Here is an 18,046-nt window from a genome sequence, read left to right as displayed (position 1 = left end):
TTTACTTCGTCGACTCTTTATTACCCTTATCTCCCTGCTGATGCACGCTTTTGAACACTAGATATCCTACCGCCAGCACAATTACTACTATTATGACTCCCTTCCATACCTTAGAGACTCTAATTGCTCTCATCTGCTCATAATATGATTCAATCCAGGCCTTATCGATCTGCTCTTGCTTCTCCATTTCCTTAGCAGCTTCTGAATTGTCTGCCTCAGCAAACAGCCCTTCTCCCACATTTTTTATATAGGCATTTTCACCATGATACAGTATTTGGATCCAATCATTTTCCTCGTTTACAATAAAGACTGTATCCCCCGATGAGAATAAAACAACAACATCAGAAGATTCACTTTTTTGTGAATACGCTTTGGCACTTTGTGATATTATCATGAACTTTCCTGTTTCATCCATATTTATATCTGAAGCATCTGCCACAATATGGTTACACCCATACCAGAATAAAGCAGCCAAAAGCAATATGATCAATGCCAAAAGCCGCCAAACAACGTCATTCTTTTTTACACTCTGCATGATTACTCCTCTTCATTGGATGGTCCATACTCTATTCTCTTTACATGAAGCTGCACATCCTGTAGTATCCGCCTGTTTGCTGCAATCGTATCAGCAAGGATCCCTTGTACAAATATCAGTACGCCAATAATGATAAGCGTACATCCAAGTATCAGTGACTGAACGTGACCTGAGCTTGTTCCATGTGCCATGTAATATAAAAATCTGAAACCAATTGCAAGTCCAACAGTTACAAAAGGCACACACAATAAAGTAAACGCCTTCAAAGGCTTATACATCACATATGCCCTGAGAATAGTGAGCATCGACTTCTTTACGTACCCCCATATACTCTTAAATAATCTTGAAGGTCTCAGTTCTCCATTAGTCCTGATTGGAACGCTGATCATAGGAATCTTCTCTCGTCCTGCTTGAACTATCGTCTCCAAGGTATATGTATAATCATTTACTACATTCATCTTCATAGCAGCTTCTCTACTGTATGCTCTAAATCCACTTGGCGCATCCGGAATTTTGGTGTTCGAAGCTTTTCTCACAGTCCAGCTTCCAAAATGCTGTAGTTTTTTCTTGATATATGAAAAATGTTCGGTTTTATCAATTGGACGAGCGCCAATTACTACGTCAGCCTCACCATTAAGAATTGGCCTGACCAGCTTTTCTATATCTTCACCCTTGTACTGGTCATCTGCATCAGTGTTGACGATAATATCAGCTCCACACCTTAGGCACCCATCAAGTCCCGCTATAAAGCCTTTTGCAAGTCCCTGGTTCTGTTTAAAATTAACCACGTGGTGAACGCCCCACTTTTTGGCAACCTCTACAGTATTATCCTGGCTGCCATCATTGATGATGAGATACTCTATTTCATCAATCCCATCTATGTGCTTTGGAAGGTCATTAAGTGTAACTTCTAAGGTCTCCGCCTCGTTGTAGCATGGAATCTGAATTATAAGCTTCATTACATTTCCCCCTTGACCATATTGTAATAAATATCAAAATGCCCTGATTCCCAATTCTTTTTATATTTTTTACTTAGTTCATCCTTTAATTTACTGTTAAAATCGACAAGCACTATATCGTTTGAAGATAAAGCCTCTATGTCAAAAGAACTGCCATCCTCAACGTATTCCACACTGATCTTTTCATTTCTTAGCTTAAACTGAACTGTGTCAATATATTCAATACCACCCTCATAAAGATGAACTACATTTCCGTTATAGCCCGAGTTTCTTAAATCATCTATTTTATCTGCCACCTGAAGATCTCCATATATATAGGACTGTCCCCTATATATGAAATGATCACATGCATGAAAAGATAATCCCACAAATATAATCATTATCACTAGCATAATTGCTATATTGCGGTTTTCTTTGAACTTATGTGTAACTGCAATAATAATGCAACTGATCAGCAAAGCAAAAATCATACTAAACAAAATTGTTTCAGCAGGTCTGACATTTTCTTCATCAAGAAAATAGCTCATGCCTATCATCAACATTCCATGCGGATCCCTCATTCCAGTGCGATTCATAAGAACCGCTAAAAGAGAAAGTAGCCCGCTTAAGACAACTAATAAAAGAGACAGACACATTTTCAGACATCCGCCCGATTCCTTAATAAGTTCATAAAGCCCTAGCGAAATTAAAATCGGTATAACAAAATCAAAATATCTTCCATGTAGAAACAAATCAAACCTTGTCGCATCAAAATCTGCACTGCGACAAAGATAGATGTTCATGACCATAAACTGCATTGATACAGCCATTAGAACAAAAAAAGAAAATCTATCTTTTTCTGATACTCGTTTTAACAAGTGATATATTCCAATAAAACCAAGTCCAAAAGTTGCACAGCCAAAATACAATAATTTTCCGGTAATACTCATTAAAAAACTGATAAAACCTTTTATTGTAAGAAGCTCAAGTAGTTTTCCAATCTGTCCGGAGTAGTCATTGATGTAGACCGTATTTATGTTTCCGCTGTTATAAAGCTGATCTGTAATAACATTTTTAAAAGAAGTGCATATCAAAAAACCGGCAATTAAAAATGTTATCGTAACTATCATCCCTGCATTTGCTAATATATAAGGTCTTACATTTCTGATAACCTTATATCCAGGCCAATTCCTTGTTGTTATGCAAAATCTCCATATGCCTTCAAAAATAATCATTAGGAAAACTGATATGAAAACACCTATAGTTCTCATATGAACCGAGTATATATATACAGTCGAAAGTGCTAAAAGTATTCCTCTGGCCATCCCGGGTTTTTCAATGTACCTAAACATAAGATATGTAACAAGAACGAACATAAAAAAAAGAAGTGCTTCAGACATTGTCATCTGAACATAAAACACCCACGGAGGATAAAGAACTGCAATGCCACTTAAAACATACGAAACAGTCTTTTTATCTTTAAGAAAGAATTTAAGAAATATTTCTTTTAATATAAAAAAAGATAAAATCTGAAGCAGCAGGTTTACCACAACTGCACATCTATAAGCCAGTACCGAATCAGATAGTAAATGTAGTATTGGTAAAAGAATAAGTGAATACCCAAAAGAATAGTACGAACCTATTGAAGCGACTTCGCTAAAGTTATATCCCAGCACCTTTGCTGCGCTTGCCCAATATCCAAATTCATCGGGAAATAGTGAAAAACCATATATTCTGTGAAGGCCGTACATGCATAGACAAACAAGAGAAAAAACAATAAAAAAAACGACAAATCTGATATCCTGCCTATTCTCTTCTTTCCCCATGCTTACTTTTTTCTCCCCCAAGAATAAAAATTTAAAAACTGGGAAATGACTTTCCAGCCATTTCCCAGTCAAGTCAATCTAAATATCACTTTTTCATAAGAGCGTATGCTGATAATCCACCTGTGATATCAAAAGTAGCTTTTCCATTTTCAATAGTTACAGGAATTTTCTCAATTAAGCCCTTTTTAGAAACTTTAATGATATAATACTCCGCATTGGGATCAAAGTTCTTGATTCCAATAGTTACAGGAACTGAAACTCCCTCAGGAAGTGATGTGAACTTACCACCTGTAAGTGCACCAAGATCTGAATTGATAGCAGCAACTACTGATCCGCCATATACTTCAGCTGCTGCATTAAAGCTTGCATATACAGCCTTGCTCTTATTAGGATCAAGAGTATATACTCTTGCAAATGGTGTCTGATTTGATGAAAGTCCGGCTGATGTCTTAATTGTATTCGCACTCTGTCTGATAGCTACTCCAGAAATAGCTGATTGTGAAGAAATCTGAAATGCTCCCGGAAGTTCGTTTTTAATTACTGTCCCTCCAGCTATAACATTATTGGTTGTAGTAGATGTTGTTTCTGCCTGTGTAACTTGACTCGTTGTAGCAACTTCTTCTTCCTGTGTAACTGTAACTTCACTCGTTGTAGCAACTGCTTCTGCCTGTGCAGGTGTTACTGTTGTGTCTGAGCTTGATGGCTGCGCCGAATCTGTTGCTCCTGCAGTAAGAGGCATAACAATCATGCTTGCTGCCATGGTAACAGCGAGAACCTTCTTGACCAACTTCATGTTCATAACGTATTATCTCCCTTCATAATTTGTTTTTAGTTTTTGTAAAATTGTATTGCCTTCATCTCTAATTCGTAGCTATTTTCTATTTTACGATATTAGTAATATATTTCAAGCGCATTACGATATATTTAATATATTTTGTTGATATTGCATACTCTGATTTTCGTTATTAAGATTTTTTTTGTACATTTTTGTACTCTTATGATATTATCCATATCGATAGCTTCTTAGAATATATTTTTATAATGTATGCTTACTTTAGTCATTCTCTAACTTAATATATAAGGAGTTTTTATCATGTCGGATACGCCTTTATCTCAGTATTTAAGGCTTTTAAGATCAAATCACGAATATAAACAGGACGATATAGCTAAATACTTGGGAATAACAAGAGCTACTTACTCTCACTACGAGAATGCAAGACTCATACCTCCCACAGATTCACTCTATAAACTATCAGCTTTCTATAAGGTATCCTTAAGTAAATTGGTCAAGCTTGCCATCATGAGTAGCAATAACGGTAAAACAACCGAAAAAGCCGCCGAATATATTACCAGCGATGAAGAAATAGAATCCAAGTTTGACCTTCTCTATAAAGATTTTTTGATGGAATGTGCAGATATGACTCCTGATGATCTGAATAAATGGTCATCAATAGAGGACAGAGAGATTATCTATTATTACCACAAGCTAAAGGGACAATCCAAGCGATTATTGAACTATACACTACGAATGATGTGTTTGAAAGATACTACAGATTATGAATAAAGGCTGTGAAGAAATGATGTTTTTCTTCACAGCCTTTTTATAAGTAATTTAATTAACCAAGAAATCCTATATCAGAAATAATAGGTAATTCTTTAGCCTTTCCCATACAAACCCAAACAATAGCAACGATCTTGATCACGCCGAGAATTGCTGCGCATATACCTGTAACAAGCCATCCAAGAAATGGAATGATACTTGGGATAAGTATGATAATTGCTGCTATAGAAATTCTAAGAGAATTCCTTGCATGGAATCTTGTAAATGGAGTTCCCGCAATGAATGCAATAAGAACACCGATAATTCCAAACAGATAAGCTGCAAGTGCAATGATTCTGTTATCTGCAATATCCTGAGCATCGAACTCTTTTGTATGATCTTTAGGATCTGAATAAACAAGTGGCTGCTGATATGGTGCCTGGCCATATGACTGCTGAGGCTGAGGCTGAGGTTGTGGCTGTGGTGCCGGTTGAACCTGTGGCTGTGGATTAGTAGCCTGTGCACTTTCTGCTTGTTGATTTACTGTCACTGAAACACCGCAATTATTGCAAAATGCTGCATCATCAGCGATCTGATTACCGCAATTAGGACATGTTTTCATATTAATCCCCTCCAACTCTAATATTAGGTGGGCACTTAACCAAGCACCCACCTAATAGATTTTACATTGTTAGGTTATCATTTGCAATACTTCTGAAGAGTAGCCCTTACAGCGCCTTCTCCCTTAAGCAGCTCAAGGTAGTAATGAACAATTGTGTCTGAAAGACCTGCTTTCTCAAGATCTGTTCCGAATATAGAAACGTTCTTAAGAAGTGGTAAAACAGCTGTTTTTACCTTGTTCTCATCTGTCTCTCCAAGCTTAATGTCTTTTACGAAGCTCTGAGCCTCCTCAAGAAGTGGATCAGGACTAGGCTCGAAGCTCTGGCCCTTATCGTCCACTCCCATAAGGTAACGGAGCCAACCTGCATGAACAAGTGGTATAAGTTTAAGGTCAGCAACGTTAAGTTTATCAGAAGCAAGATATGCCTTGATTGTTTCACCAAATCTGATGCCAAGCTTCTGTGAAGTATCGCATGCGATTCTCTGTGGTGTGTCAGGCATAAACTTGTTAGGGATACGCACATTTACTACAGTATCAATAAATTCCTTTGGCTTAATAACGCCCGGATCTGTAACAACAGGAAGTCCCTCTACATAACCGATTTCTTTTACAAGCTTAACGAGGTCATCATCCTTCATCTCATCTGAGATTTTTGTATATCCAAGAAGGCATCCGTAAACAGCAAGTGCTGTATGAAGAGGATTAAGGCAAGTGCAAACCTTCATTCTCTCAACCTTGTCTACAGTCTCCTTATCTGTAAAGATAACTCCAACCTTCTCAAGAGCAGGTCTTCCATTTGGGAATTTGTCCTCAATTACAAGGTATTCGCTCTCTTCAGCGTTAACGAAAGGAGCAACCCATGTCTTTTTAGATGTAACAACTGCTTCAAGTTCCTCAACACCGTCGTTCTTGAGAATTTCATTTACAGAATCATCCGGTCTTGGTGTGATCTTATCGATCATTGACCATGGGAATGAAACAAGTGTCTCATCATGTACATAGTCAAGGAATCCAGCATCTGCCTTACCGTTCTTTGTCCAGTTCTTGGCGAAGGCATCCATAGCTGCATAGAGTTTGTCACCATTATGTGAACAGTTATCTGTGCTTACCATGGCAATCTTCTTTTTGCCTGCTGTATATCTCTCATACAAAAGAGCTGCTACCTTACCAATATAGCTCTGAGGCTTTTGTGGGCCATTCTCAAAATCTTCTTTTACTGCAGGAAGAGTCTCACCTGCAGGATTTACAAGGCTATATCCTTTTTCTGTGATTGTAAAAGTACACATCTTAAGGCTGTCTGCTCTGAATATCTCTTTTAATCTGCTGAACTCTTTGTCATCGTTAGAATCAAGAATGCAGGACTCTGCGATACTTCCAATGACCTTCTTATCAACCGATCCGTCAGCCTTAAGTGTAACAAGAATAGAAAGATTGTCGTGAGGTCTGTACATTTTCTCTACAATTTCATAATCAAATCCCTCAACAACAGTAAGCCCCTTGTCATTCATTCCCTCATCAAGCATTCTCTGAGCAAGATTTGCCTGAAAAGCTCTGAAGATGTTACCTGCGCCGAAGTGCACCCACTCAGGCTCAGCTACTGTTTTCTTTATCATCGCATCTCTATCAAATTTTGGAAGTTCGTATCCTTTATTCTTCCAAGATGCATCTGTTTTAATACTACTATCACAAAGTTTCATGATCTTATCTCCTTCATGTTCAATTTATAAGGAAGTTCTGCTCTCGGCATTCGCCTCGCCAGAACACGTGCGCACTAGACTCGAAACTCTCGTCAAGTGCTTACAGCCCTCTTAAATGTGACTTTTCAATTGCTTCCCAAAGGCCGTTTATGTATGTTGCACCAAGTGCTCTGTCGTATAGGCCATAACCAGGCATTGCAACCTCACCCCAGATCATTCTTCCGTGGTCAGGGCGGATAGGTCCGTCAAAGCCAGTCTCATAAAGCGCCTTAACTATCTCATACATATCAAATGTTCCATCTGATGAAAGATGAGCTGCCTCCTCGAAGTTTGTAGGAGAAATAAATTTAAGGTTACGAACATGTGCAAAATGAATTCTTCCCTCTAAAGCTCTGATCATGTGTGGAAGATCGTTCTCAAGGCTTGTGCCGTAAGATCCTGAGCAGAATGTAACACCATTGTGTACATCATCTACAGCCTTCATGAGCTTTAAGATATTCTTTTCATTGTTGATGATTCTTGGAAGTCCGAATACTGACCATGCAGGATCATCCGGATGAATAGCCATCTTAATGTCATATTTATTACATACAGGCATGATAGCCTTAAGGAAGTAAACAATGTTCTCAAAAAGCTTATCCTCATCGATTCCCTTATAGAGCTCAAAGAGCTCTTTTACCTTAGCCATTCTTTCAGGTTCCCATCCAGGCATAACTGTGCCGTTCATCTCACCTGAAATTGACTCAAACATCTTCTCAGGATCGATCGCATCAACTGCTTCCTGTGTATAAGCAAGAACTGTTGAACCATCTGCTCTCTTTCTTGCAAGCTCTGTTCTTGTCCAGTCAAATACAGGCATGAAGTTGTAACATACCATGTGGATATCTTCTTTACCAAGATTTTCAAGTGTCTTGATATAGTTATCGATATGCTTATCTCTGTCAGCTGTTGCAGCCTTAATCGCATCAGATACGTTTACTGACTCAATTCCGGCAATCTTAAGTCCGCCTGCCTCAACTTCATTCTTAAGAGCCTTGATTTCATCCTGCTCCCAGAGCTCTCCTGCCTGTTTATTATAAAGAGTTGTGATAACTCCATGTACTCCAGGGATCTGTCTGATCTGCCAGAGTTTAACAGTATCATAATCTGTGCCATACCAGCGAAGTGTCATTTCCATATTCTTTTCCTCCTATGGTGTATATCTAATATCCAATTTGTTCACAGGCGATGTCTGATTTATTATCACCTGAATTGACTTTCTTGATATATACACAATACTTTCATTTGGGGAAAAATTGAATGGAATAACTTGTTTCCTGTATTGCAAAAGTTGTTATTGATGCTATTATGTTCTTATGAAAAATAAATTAAGATCATCATTTAATTCAAGACAGTATATGATTTCCTCTGATTTCGAGGTGTTCTATTATCTGGACAGGGACTTCAAGACCTTGAATCCCCATGCCCATGATTACTATGAGTTTTATCTTTTCCTGGACGGTGATGTCACCATGGAGATATTTAGAACTGATGGAGAAAAAGAGCACATTGATATGTACCCGGGGGATTTAATGGTTGTGCCGCCTGGAATATCACATCACGCCATTATGCACACATCAGAAAAGGACTACAAGCGTTTTGTCTTCTGGATCAGCAAGGATTGTTGCAATTCTCTGATGCAGGAATCAGTTGATTACATGTATCTCATACAAAAAGCAGAGGCTTTTCACAAGTATATTTATCACCTTTCCCCTGCCTCTTTTCACCTTGTGGAATCAAAATTTTTAAGACTTCTTGAGGAAAAGTCCAGTGACAGATACGGAAGCGGCGCCATGAGCCATCTGTGCCTCTGCGACCTGATCCTTACTATCAACAGAATTGTATATGATGACGACCATATACAGAGCGGAAATGATGAGCTGGCTCTTTTCCAGAATATCCTTTCATACGTTGAGAGTAATCTTGAGGATACCCTTTCACTTGATGATATTGCCGGACAGTTTTTTGTCAGCAAGTACTATGTTGCTCATTTATTCAAGGACACTCTTGGCATTTCTCTTCATCAGTACATAATAAAAAAGCGTCTGGCAGAATGCCGAAACGCTATAATCAGCGGTGCCAGCATTACAGGCACCTATGAAAAATTTGGTTTTAGAGATTATTCCAGCTTTTTTAAAGCCTTTAAAAAAGAATACGGAATGTCGCCCAAGGAGTATCAGAATCTGTCTGCCCTTGACATTACTTCTTTCCATGAAGGTGAAAAAATATAATACCCTATCATGCACAGCATTCCAAACAGGAATGATATGGGGAAACAAACCATTATATATGTTCCATCAAAAAATCTGTCAATCACGTATGCTGTGGGTATTCTTACTGCCCATAGCATCATAAGATTAATTATAGTAGTGTATTTTACATATCCCAGGCCGTTAACAATATTGGAAATGCAGTTAAATACGGCATAGCACCACTGGGACAACAGTATCACCACAACGTATCTTCCCGCATACAAAAGAACCATCTCATCCTGTGAAAAAAATCTTAGGATAGGCATTCTGAACGAAATCGCCATAAGTCCGAAGGAAAGCGTCAAAAGTCCTGAAACAGTAGGAATCTTTATATATCCTTCTCTTAATCTTCTATAATTTGAGGCTCCATAGTTTTGTCCCGCAAATGTGGACGCGGCTGACGACATAGCAGTAATGGCTATATTAGTGAGCCCTGTTATCCTTCCTGCCACAGAAGCTCCGGCCATAAACTGCCTTCCCTGCTCATTTACCAATATCTGAAGTGCCATATGTCCAAATGAAAACAAAGAGTTATTAATTCCGATTGGAAGACCTATCTTAAGGATAGCCTTTAGGTCATGACTGTTATATCTTCTTGGAAAAACAGTAAACTCAAGTTTCTGAAACTTCTTTCTGATATATACTATGCTGACGATCCAGGATAAAAACATAGCTATACTCGTAGCCGCAGCTGCTCCTGCAACGCCAAATCCAAAACCTGCAACAAAAGCCAGGTCAAAAACTATATTGGTAATTCCTGAAACTATCAAAAACCACAAGGATGCTGCACTATCGCCAAGTCCTCTAAGGATTCCGGCATTCATGTTATAGCCGATATTTCCCAAAGCTCCCAGAAAAACAAGCCTCGTATAGATAAGGGCCTCATCCCATACATCCGCCGGTACATGCATAAACTGCAGGATTGCAGGTGCCAGGATCCATCCAATTAGCGCAATGGGTATGCCACTGATATAAACAAGTACAATCGCTGTAGCAGATAAGTCTTTTACCCTGTCCATCCTGCCTGCGCCCACACTCTGGGAAACTAAAATAGATACTCCTGCTCCGATTCCTAAAAAAATACACAGCAAAACTTCCACAGGCTGCGAACTTGTTCCTACAGCGGCAAGTGCGCTGTCTCCGCAGAAATTACTGACAACAAGTGTGTCCACAGTCGTATACATCTGCTGCAGAATATTGCCAATCACAATAGGTATTGCAAAAAGAAGTACATTTTTCATTATGCTTCCTGAAGTCATATCTATTTTTGAACTTTTCTTTTTCGATACACAACCTTCCATGTGATATAATCCTAATCTTTGCAAAAACGCGCATAACTAATCTATTATATTAATATCATCGTACTTAAAATAATAATTTTCTTATCTAAAACTTCCAAATTCATTGCAAAAATAATCTTTATATGTCATATTTGATTACAGATTAAAATTTAGGAGAATAGCTATGGCTCTTCCACTTCCAAAAGGAAAACAGATAACAGTTGCATACAGAGAAATCTCATCTGATTACGAAATGCCTTCAATGGAGGTTGCTTCTGATCACTATTCTCTAGGCTTTATGATCAAGGGTGACAGGCGGATAATAACTCCCAAAATGAATTTCACTCTTCATGCAGGCTACATTGGGGCCATGCGTCCTCTTTTATATCACAGGACGATACCTGCTTCTAATTCAGAATATATCAGCATTCTTATTAAGTTTTCACCTGACTTTGTAGCTGACATGACTGAGAAGATTGGTCCACAGATCATGGAAAAGATATTCAGATATCCACCAATTTCTTTTTCAGACAATGACAGAGAAAAAATATTCTCATTAGCCAGAGAAATATATCAGTTGTACAATGAAATCAAAGAACAAGGCCTTGATATTTCTGAAGGCTCAATTTCCAGATACCGTCTTCAGAACCTTTTAACCTATATACTTCTCGAAGTGTACGACAAGGGACATTTTGACCGCACCAAGGCAACAATCCACGAAAGCGAGCTCACAGAGCCCATCATGGAAGCTGTTTATTATATAGAAAAAAACTATATGAAACCACTAAAAATAGAAGAGGTTGCCCGCATTTCAGGGTACTCTGTCTCCTATTTTTCACGGATATTTGCCAAACAGCTAGGATCAGATTTTACAGAATACCTGTGCATCACAAGACTTAAACACGTACAAAACATGCTACTTACTACAAATAAGTCAGTGATGGAAATATCCTTAGAATGTGGTTTTTCCTATCCGGGCAACATGACCAGCAGTTTCAAAAAAGAATTTGGTATGACACCTCTACATTTCAGAAAACAAAATACAAAACTATAGAACCTAAGAAAGGCGAAAAAAATGGAATATATTGAAAATGATTTACTAAAAATCGGAGTAGCTACTCACGGAGCAGAGCTCAGCAGCATTTTCGACAAAAGAAGAAACAGAGAAATGCTATGGCAGGCTGATCCTGCATTTTGGAACAGACATGCACCTGTTCTTTTCCCAATTGTAGGTAATGTAAATAAAGGAATATTTAAGTACAGAGGAAAAGAGTATCCAATGTCTTCCCACGGGTTTGCCAGAGACATGGACTTTGAGCTGCTTGCCAAAACTGACAACTCTATCATTTTCGTCCTCAAATCAGATGAAGAAACAAAAAAGAAATATCCTTTTGACTTTGAACTTATAATCACACATGTCCTTGATGGAGATACAATAAAGGTTCAGTGGGAGGTTAAAAATCCTTCAGAAAATGAACCATTGTATTACTCAATTGGTGGTCATCCTGCATTTAACTGCCCTATCTATGACAATGAAAAGAGAACAGATTATAAAGTAAAGTTCTCCAGGAACAGCTTAAAATATTCACTTATAATCCAGGAGACCAGAGAAGTTGACTTTGAAAATCCAAAAACTCTTGAATTAAATGATGGATACCTTGATATCGATGCACATCTTTTTGATAAGGACGCGCTTATTTTCGACGATTACCAGGTAGATGAGATCAGCCTCTGTACTCCTGACGGTAAACCTTATATCACCATGAACTGCAAAGGCTTCCCAAGCTTTGGTCTGTGGTCAAAAGAAAAAGTTGAAGCACGATATGTATGCCTTGAGCCATGGATTGGCCGCTGCGACAACAAAGGCTTTGATGGCGAGCTTCCAGAAAAATACTGCGAACAGCATCTTGAGCCAAAAAAGTCCAGAAAGACAGAGTACACCATTAAGATAAGTTAATCGTAATTATAAAAAAGAATGTCGCTTGCGACATTCTCGCGCCGAGCGCGGTTGCATTTATGCAACATCTTCCAATCGCGCGAGTGCGCTTCCTTAGCGGAGCGATCTTTTATATCATAGGAAGCAATTTCCTATGATATAAAAAAAGTCAGAAGACAATTCTCGTGTCTTCTGACTTTTTTATCTAATCTTCTAATTAAAAAGATCAATCATCAAGATCAAGGAACTCAAACTCGAAATCATCATCATCACCGATAAAGTTCTTTGCTCTGCGACGTGGTGATTCTTCCTGAACATCATCTCTTCTAGAAACTCTGTCTTCTGCCTCTTCCTGTGCCTGACGGATACGCCTTGATGCACGCTCCTCAGATCTTTTGGAGATACGCTCATCATTGGCATCTCTTTTTACACGCCTTGCCTGTCTGTCATCATCGGCATTCCTTCTGGCATATCTTTCATCTGACTTTCTTTCAGGTCTTACTGTTCGCTCTTCTTCCGCATTTCTTCTTGAAAGTCTTTCAGCGCCTCTCGATCTCTCATCAGTAGATTTTTCATCTCTTGAAGGACGAATAGTTCTTCCTTCGTTTTCTTTTCTTGAAGAGTCATCTACGTTTCTTCTAAACAATCTGCGAGCAGGTTCTTCTTCCTCTTCACCACTTGTTCTTCTGACTACATGAGCATCTTCGTCTTCTTCATCATTTCTTCGCTTCTTATCACGTGATGAATAACGATCATATTCCTCATCTTCATCTTCTTCATCATCTTCATAATACATGGAATCTCTAAGCTTAAGCGCGAGAATGATAAGTGCGATAACAAGTACTGCAATGGCAATACCAAGTGCGATTACAACTGTCTTATATGTGTTGGCCTGCTTTGTAATAGTTGGCACAGACTCAGCAACTTCTATAAGCTGCTTAACCTGTACTCTCTGTCCTTTCTCATAATCGTAAAGATACCAGACATCATCTTCGAACTTTAGTTCAAAAGATCCATCTCCTACCTGTGTTGTTGTCTCTTCAGCAGGAGCCTCTGTCTCAGCAGGAGCCTCTGTTGCTTCACCTTCAGCAACTTCTGTGACTTCAGCATTCTCGCCTTCAGTACTCTCTGGTGTCACTTCAGCTTCAACAGGAGCTGCCTCTACAACATTCACAAGATCGCTTCTTACAAAACCTGTCGTACCGTTTGCACCATAAGAAATCTGGTACCATGTCTTACTATCTGAGCCTGTTGCCTCACCGGTTATAGTAACTGTATCACCCTTAGTAAGGTTTCCAACCTGATCATAGCCGGTACCTGCGCCGGAACGAACCTTACAGTTGTCAACTGCTGTTGCGCTCTTCTGATCTGTAGCTGTTACTGTTGTTGCAGGAAGTGATGCCGCTGCTGCATTAGTCTGGCTAGTTGTAGATGTAGTAGTTGTTGTAGCTGAATTACTGTCTGTTGATCCGGATTTGTTAACAAGATCACTTCTTACATATCCATACTCACTCTTGTTAACTCTGATCTTGTACCAAACATAGCCTGAAGCATCTGTTGCTTCATCTACTATATCAATTGTATCCCCAATCTTTAAGCTTGAAACCTGGGTTGCTGTAGTACTGGCCGATTCTCTTACCTTTACATTATCCTGGCTAACTGTACCAGTTGTTTCAGTATAGGCAAAAGCCTGAATACCGGTTCCGGCAAAAATAACCACGCAAGCAATCAGTGAAAGTAATACGTTGCAAAATCTCTTTCCCTTATTGTTTTTCATTTTACCTCCTTCGCGTCATCGATAGCCTTTCCAATATCATGACGCATGTACTTGTTTTCAAAGCTAACCCATTCTGTAGCCTCATAGGCCTTTTTTCTGGCCTCTGCGAGTGTATCGCCCTTAGCTGTTATACCAAGAACTCTTCCTCCGTTTGTGACTATCCCCTCTGAAGTAGCTTTGGTTCCTGCATGAAAGCAATAGTAGCCTTCTTTACCCTTGAAATTATCAAGGCCTGTGATGAGCTTTCCTTTCTCATAGCTGACTGGATATCCTTCACTTGCAAGGACAACGCATACTGCTGCTTTATCCTCAAATTCAAGGTCTGTCTCAGAAAGCTTACCATCAATACATGCATTAAACACATCTATTATATCAGTTTTGAGTCTTGGAAGCACCACCTGAGCTTCGGGATCTCCAAATCTTGCATTATACTCCAAAACTTTTGGGCCATCCTCTGTGAGCATAAGTCCAAAGAAAATAACTCCCTTAAACTCTCTTCCCTCGTTGGCCATAGCCTCTACAGTTTTGCCATAGATATGCTCGCGGCAGAATTTATCAACTTCTTCTGTATAAAAAGGACTAGGAGAAAAATTACCCATTCCGCCGGTATTTAGCCCTGTATCTCCATCACCAGCTCTCTTATGATCCTGAGCAGATGACATAAGCTTATAAGTCTTTCCATCAACAAATGAAAGAACTGACACTTCTCTTCCTGTCATGAACTCTTCGATAACCATGTGATTTCCGGCATCTCCAAATTTCTTATCCTGCATGATCTCTTTCACGCCAGCTTCTGCCTCATCATAGTTTTGGCAGATAAGAACGCCTTTTCCAAGAGCAAGTCCGTCAGCCTTAAGAACAATAGGGAACTTCGCATTCTTAAGATATTCTATTGCTTTTTGAGGATCATCAAAAGTCTCATAGGCAGCTGTAGGAATACCATACTTCTTCATAAGATCTTTTGAAAAAGCTTTACTTCCCTCAAGAATTGCTGCATTTTTCCTTGGTCCAAATACCCTTAAACCTGCTGCTTCAAAAGCATCAACAATACCGCCAACCAAAGGATCGTCCATACCGATAACAGTAAGATCAATCTCTTTCTCTTTAGCAAATGCTACAAGCTTGTCAAACTCCATAGGAGTAATTGGAACACACTCTGCAAGCTCAGCAATACCGCCATTTCCCGGTGCACAATAAATCTTCTCAACCTGAGAGCTTCTTGAAACAGCCTCTGCTATAGCGTGCTCTCTTCCGCCTCCACCAACAATCAAAACCTTCATCCTAAAATACTCTCCTGTACTTCTTCATACCCATCAATAATGACTTTGCCGTCTTCAACCTTAACCTTGTTATTGGCAATCAAGTCGATTGCTAAAGGCATTATTTTCCATTCAGCCTGTTCCATTATGCGTCTCTGCAGCGACTCTGGAGTATCATCATCTCTCACATAAACTGCCTTCTGCAAAATAATTGGTCCTGTATCCGTTCCTTCATCCACAAAATGAACTGTGGCACCTGAAACCTTTACTCCTCTTTCAAGAACCTTCTCATGAACTTTTAGTCCATAGTACCCCGTTCCACAAAAAGACGGGATAAGTGACGGATGTATATTTATAATTCTGTTCTTAAACTCTTTTACAACAATCTCAGGTATAACAACAAGGCAGCCTGCAAGAACAATAAGATCCGGCTCAGCGTCCTTTAATATCTGCAACAGAGCTTCATTAAATTCCGCTCTGTTTTCGAACTCCTTAGGGCTCTTTACGACATAAGGGATTCCTGCTTTTTTGGCTCTTTCAATGGCATAAGCGTTGGGATTATTGCTATACACAAGGCAAATTTCTGTATTTGTGATCCTTCCCTCTCCTATTCCGTCGATTATCGCCTGTAAATTGGTACCTCCTCCGGATACCATGACTGCAATTTTCATATGTACTCCACCACACTCTTATTTGTTATACAAGTTCAACTTTTCTCTCGCCGGCCTTAGTCTCGCCTACTACCCAAGCCTTATCTCCTGAAGCTTCAATAGCTTTAAGAGTCTTTTCCACATCACTTGGATCAACTGCAAGAACCATACCAAGTCCCATGTTGTATGTGTTGTACATCATCTGTTCTTCAATTCCGCCTTTTTTCTGCATAAGTGTAAAAATAGGTGGAATGTCATAGCTGTCTTTTTTGACAACTGCTGTTATGCCTTCAGGAAGCATTCTTGGAATATTCTCGTAGAATCCGCCACCTGTAATATGGCTGCAACCTTTAACCTTAACTCCGGCATTCTTGATGGACTTCATCATCTTTACATAGATTCTTGTAGGAGTTAATAAAGTCTCTCCAAGAGTTGCACCCAGTTCATCATAATAAGTATCAAGGCTTTCCTTTGTCATATCAAATACTTTACGAACAAGTGAAAAACCATTGCTATGAACTCCGCTTGATGCTACACCGATAAGTGTATCACCCGCTTTGATGCTGCTTCCATCGATCATATTCTTACGATCAACAACACCAACAGCAAATCCTGCTACATCATACTCATCTTCAGGCATAAGTCCAGGATGCTCTGCTGTCTCACCACCGATAAGTGCTGCATCAGACTGTTTGCATCCTTCTGCAACGCCCTTAACAATGGCTGCGATCTTCTCAGGAATATTCTTACCACAAGCTATATAATCAAGGAAAAACAGTGGCTCGCCACCCGCACAGGCAACGTCGTTAACGCACATTGCTACTGCATCAATTCCAATAGTGTCATGTTTATCTAAAAGAAAAGCAAGTTTGATCTTGGTACCAACTCCATCTGTTCCTGATAAAAGAACCGGATCTTCCATGTTCTTAATATCTTTTAAGGAAAATGCTCCGGAGAACCCGCCAAGTCCTCCAAGTACCTCAGGTCTCATAGTCTCCTTAACGTAAGCCTTCATAAGCTCCACAGACTTGTAACCTGCCTCGATGTCAACGCCAGCTTTCTTGTAATCCAGTGCCATAATAAAACTCCTCTTTTTCTATAATTTTATCTGAATAATAAATTAGTAATTCTTGTATCCTACTTCCTGAAGATGCTCATCTTTTCTAATAACGCTATCTTTCAGTGAAGATGTATATGCTTTCAATCTATTAAGAAGTTCTGAATCTGATGTAGCCAAAATTTTGGCTGCGAGTATTCCTGCGTTAGCGCCGCCATTTATAGCAACTGTAGCTACAGGAATTCCTGTTGGCATCTGAACAATGCTATATAGAGAATCACGGCCTCCAAGTGAAGTTGTATGCATAGGTATTCCTACAACAGGCATAGGAAAAATTGCTGCGCACATACCCGGAAGGTGTGCTGCCATTCCTGCTCCTGCAATGATTACCTTAAAGCCTTTTTCTTCAGCAGTCTTAGCATACTCAAAGAACTCATCCGGTTCTCTGTGCGCTGAGATAATGCGCATCTCATAAGATATTCCCAGCTCTTCCAGAACATCTGCTGCCTTTGCCATTACCGGCATGTCTGAGTCACTACCCATTACAATTCCAACTTGTGCCATATAAATCCTCCATTTTGTCTTTTATATATCCAGTAAACAAAATGCTATTTTTTGTTTACTATAACATAACACAA

The 18,046-nt window shown here is 39.3% G+C and carries 17 protein-coding genes; 4 read left to right on the top strand and 13 right to left on the bottom strand.

The genetic code is table 11. The features are described from left to right. Position 1: 1 nt before the first annotated feature. The 4 genes from BM146_RS06925 to BM146_RS06910 all read right to left on the bottom strand — a co-directional run bounded on the left by BM146_RS06925 (position 2) and on the right by BM146_RS06910 (position 4,098). Positions 2-535, bottom strand: a complete 534-nt coding sequence (locus BM146_RS06925) for a hypothetical protein (RefSeq protein ID WP_074886368.1) — start codon at positions 533-535, stop codon at positions 2-4. A gap of 2 nt (positions 536-537) precedes the next feature. Then, positions 538-1,494, bottom strand: a complete 957-nt coding sequence (locus BM146_RS06920; protein ID WP_074886365.1) for a glycosyltransferase family 2 protein — start codon at positions 1,492-1,494, stop codon at positions 538-540. Continuing rightward, positions 1,494-3,299 carry a hypothetical protein gene (locus tag BM146_RS06915; RefSeq protein WP_074886362.1) on the bottom strand — a complete coding sequence of 602 codons (1,806 nt, stop codon included), beginning with the start codon at positions 3,297-3,299 and terminating at the stop codon, positions 1,494-1,496. The genes BM146_RS06920 and BM146_RS06915 overlap by 1 nt, the downstream gene beginning before the upstream one ends. An 85-nt stretch (positions 3,300-3,384) precedes the next feature. Continuing rightward, positions 3,385-4,098: a hypothetical protein gene (locus tag BM146_RS06910; RefSeq protein WP_074886358.1), complete on the bottom strand. Its 714-nt coding sequence runs from the start codon at positions 4,096-4,098 to the stop codon at positions 3,385-3,387. Between the two features lie 294 nt (positions 4,099-4,392). Here BM146_RS06910 and BM146_RS06905 point away from each other — a divergent pair, with 294 nt between their 5' ends. After that, positions 4,393-4,863, top strand: coding sequence for a helix-turn-helix transcriptional regulator (locus BM146_RS06905; protein WP_074886354.1), 471 nt, complete (start codon positions 4,393-4,395; stop codon positions 4,861-4,863). Between the two features lie 52 nt (positions 4,864-4,915). Here the strand turns inward: BM146_RS06905 and BM146_RS06900 are convergent, their stop codons facing one another. The 3 genes from BM146_RS06900 to uxuA form a co-directional block, all read right to left on the bottom strand. After that, positions 4,916-5,461 (bottom strand): zinc-ribbon domain-containing protein, encoded by a 546-nt coding sequence (locus tag BM146_RS06900; RefSeq protein WP_074886351.1) that lies wholly within the window; start codon positions 5,459-5,461, stop codon positions 4,916-4,918. A 77-nt stretch (positions 5,462-5,538) separates the two neighbouring features. Beyond that, complete coding sequence (locus tag BM146_RS06895) at positions 5,539-7,158, bottom strand: mannitol dehydrogenase family protein (RefSeq protein ID WP_074886348.1); 1,620 nt, start codon at positions 7,156-7,158, stop codon at positions 5,539-5,541. A 100-nt stretch (positions 7,159-7,258) separates the two neighbouring features. Beyond that, positions 7,259-8,335 carry a mannonate dehydratase gene (gene uxuA / locus BM146_RS06890; protein WP_074886344.1) on the bottom strand — a complete coding sequence of 359 codons (1,077 nt, stop codon included), beginning with the start codon at positions 8,333-8,335 and terminating at the stop codon, positions 7,259-7,261. A 178-nt stretch (positions 8,336-8,513) separates the two neighbouring features. Here uxuA and BM146_RS06885 point away from each other — a divergent pair, with 178 nt between their 5' ends. Then, on the top strand, positions 8,514-9,428 hold the full coding sequence (locus tag BM146_RS06885) for a helix-turn-helix domain-containing protein (protein ID WP_074886341.1): 915 nt from the start codon (positions 8,514-8,516) through the stop codon (positions 9,426-9,428). Here the strand turns inward: BM146_RS06885 and BM146_RS06880 are convergent. Next, on the bottom strand, positions 9,374-10,690 hold the full coding sequence (locus tag BM146_RS06880) for an MATE family efflux transporter (protein WP_242949358.1): 1,317 nt from the start codon (positions 10,688-10,690) through the stop codon (positions 9,374-9,376). The two genes, BM146_RS06885 and BM146_RS06880, sit on opposite strands and share 55 nt — an antisense overlap. Positions 10,691-10,913: 223 nt before the next feature. Between BM146_RS06880 and BM146_RS06875 the strand changes: the two genes are divergently transcribed. Both BM146_RS06875 and BM146_RS06870 read left to right on the top strand, forming a co-directional pair. Further along, the gene (locus BM146_RS06875; protein ID WP_074886334.1) at positions 10,914-11,783 is read left to right on the top strand and encodes an AraC family transcriptional regulator; all 870 of its coding nucleotides are present in this window, start codon (positions 10,914-10,916) and stop codon (positions 11,781-11,783) included. Positions 11,784-11,804: 21 nt separating this feature from the next. Continuing rightward, positions 11,805-12,686, top strand: a complete 882-nt coding sequence (locus BM146_RS06870; RefSeq protein WP_074886330.1) for an aldose 1-epimerase family protein — start codon at positions 11,805-11,807, stop codon at positions 12,684-12,686. Positions 12,687-12,891: 205 nt separating this feature from the next. Here BM146_RS06870 and BM146_RS06865 read toward each other — a convergent pair whose 3' ends face one another. Genes BM146_RS06865 through purE form a run of 5 tightly spaced genes read right to left on the bottom strand, consistent with a single transcriptional unit; the run spans position 12,892 to position 17,972 of the window. After that, entirely contained in the window at positions 12,892-14,442 is a 1,551-nt protein-coding gene (locus BM146_RS06865) for an SH3 domain-containing protein (protein WP_074886327.1), read from the bottom strand. Continuing rightward, positions 14,439-15,722, bottom strand: a complete 1,284-nt coding sequence (purD, locus tag BM146_RS06860; protein WP_074886324.1) for a phosphoribosylamine--glycine ligase — start codon at positions 15,720-15,722, stop codon at positions 14,439-14,441. Before purD ends, BM146_RS06865 begins: the two co-directional genes overlap by 4 nt. After that, entirely contained in the window at positions 15,719-16,372 is a 654-nt protein-coding gene (purN, locus tag BM146_RS06855) for a phosphoribosylglycinamide formyltransferase (protein WP_074886321.1), read from the bottom strand. The genes purD and purN overlap by 4 nt, the downstream gene beginning before the upstream one ends. A gap of 25 nt (positions 16,373-16,397) precedes the next feature. Next, the gene (purM, locus tag BM146_RS06850; protein WP_074886450.1) at positions 16,398-17,423 is read right to left on the bottom strand and encodes a phosphoribosylformylglycinamidine cyclo-ligase; all 1,026 of its coding nucleotides are present in this window, start codon (positions 17,421-17,423) and stop codon (positions 16,398-16,400) included. Positions 17,424-17,471: 48 nt separating this feature from the next. Then, the gene (gene purE, locus BM146_RS06845; protein WP_074886318.1) at positions 17,472-17,972 is read right to left on the bottom strand and encodes a 5-(carboxyamino)imidazole ribonucleotide mutase; all 501 of its coding nucleotides are present in this window, start codon (positions 17,970-17,972) and stop codon (positions 17,472-17,474) included. Positions 17,973-18,046: the final 74 nt, after the last annotated feature.

Source organism: Butyrivibrio proteoclasticus (assembly GCF_900115735.1).
Classification (GTDB): domain Bacteria; phylum Bacillota; class Clostridia; order Lachnospirales; family Lachnospiraceae; genus Butyrivibrio; species Butyrivibrio proteoclasticus_B.
The sequence above is the reverse complement of the archived record's forward strand: the minus strand, read 5'-3'. Positions and strand labels throughout refer to the sequence as shown.

What these genes read in the sequence shown, in the direction of transcription:
- BM146_RS06925 (WP_074886368.1), bottom strand. Translation starts at nt 535, where the DNA reads ATGCAGAGTGTAAAAAAGAATGACGTTGTTTGGCGGCTTTTGGCATTG.
- BM146_RS06920 (WP_074886365.1), bottom strand. Translation starts at nt 1,494, where the DNA reads ATGAAGCTTATAATTCAGATTCCATGCTACAACGAGGCGGAGACCTTA.
- BM146_RS06915 (WP_074886362.1), bottom strand. Translation starts at nt 3,299, where the DNA reads ATGGGGAAAGAAGAGAATAGGCAGGATATCAGATTTGTCGTTTTTTTT.
- BM146_RS06910 (WP_074886358.1), bottom strand. Translation starts at nt 4,098, where the DNA reads ATGAACATGAAGTTGGTCAAGAAGGTTCTCGCTGTTACCATGGCAGCA.
- BM146_RS06905 (WP_074886354.1), top strand. Translation starts at nt 4,393, where the DNA reads ATGTCGGATACGCCTTTATCTCAGTATTTAAGGCTTTTAAGATCAAAT.
- BM146_RS06900 (WP_074886351.1), bottom strand. Translation starts at nt 5,461, where the DNA reads ATGAAAACATGTCCTAATTGCGGTAATCAGATCGCTGATGATGCAGCA.
- BM146_RS06895 (WP_074886348.1), bottom strand. Translation starts at nt 7,158, where the DNA reads ATGAAACTTTGTGATAGTAGTATTAAAACAGATGCATCTTGGAAGAAT.
- uxuA (WP_074886344.1), bottom strand. Translation starts at nt 8,335, where the DNA reads ATGGAAATGACACTTCGCTGGTATGGCACAGATTATGATACTGTTAAA.
- BM146_RS06885 (WP_074886341.1), top strand. Translation starts at nt 8,514, where the DNA reads ATGAAAAATAAATTAAGATCATCATTTAATTCAAGACAGTATATGATT.
- BM146_RS06880 (WP_242949358.1), bottom strand. Translation starts at nt 10,690, where the DNA reads ATGAAAAATGTACTTCTTTTTGCAATACCTATTGTGATTGGCAATATT.
- BM146_RS06875 (WP_074886334.1), top strand. Translation starts at nt 10,914, where the DNA reads ATGGCTCTTCCACTTCCAAAAGGAAAACAGATAACAGTTGCATACAGA.
- BM146_RS06870 (WP_074886330.1), top strand. Translation starts at nt 11,805, where the DNA reads ATGGAATATATTGAAAATGATTTACTAAAAATCGGAGTAGCTACTCAC.
- BM146_RS06865 (WP_074886327.1), bottom strand. Translation starts at nt 14,442, where the DNA reads ATGAAAAACAATAAGGGAAAGAGATTTTGCAACGTATTACTTTCACTG.
- purD (WP_074886324.1), bottom strand. Translation starts at nt 15,722, where the DNA reads ATGAAGGTTTTGATTGTTGGTGGAGGCGGAAGAGAGCACGCTATAGCA.
- purN (WP_074886321.1), bottom strand. Translation starts at nt 16,372, where the DNA reads ATGAAAATTGCAGTCATGGTATCCGGAGGAGGTACCAATTTACAGGCG.
- purE (WP_074886318.1), bottom strand. Translation starts at nt 17,972, where the DNA reads ATGGCACAAGTTGGAATTGTAATGGGTAGTGACTCAGACATGCCGGTA.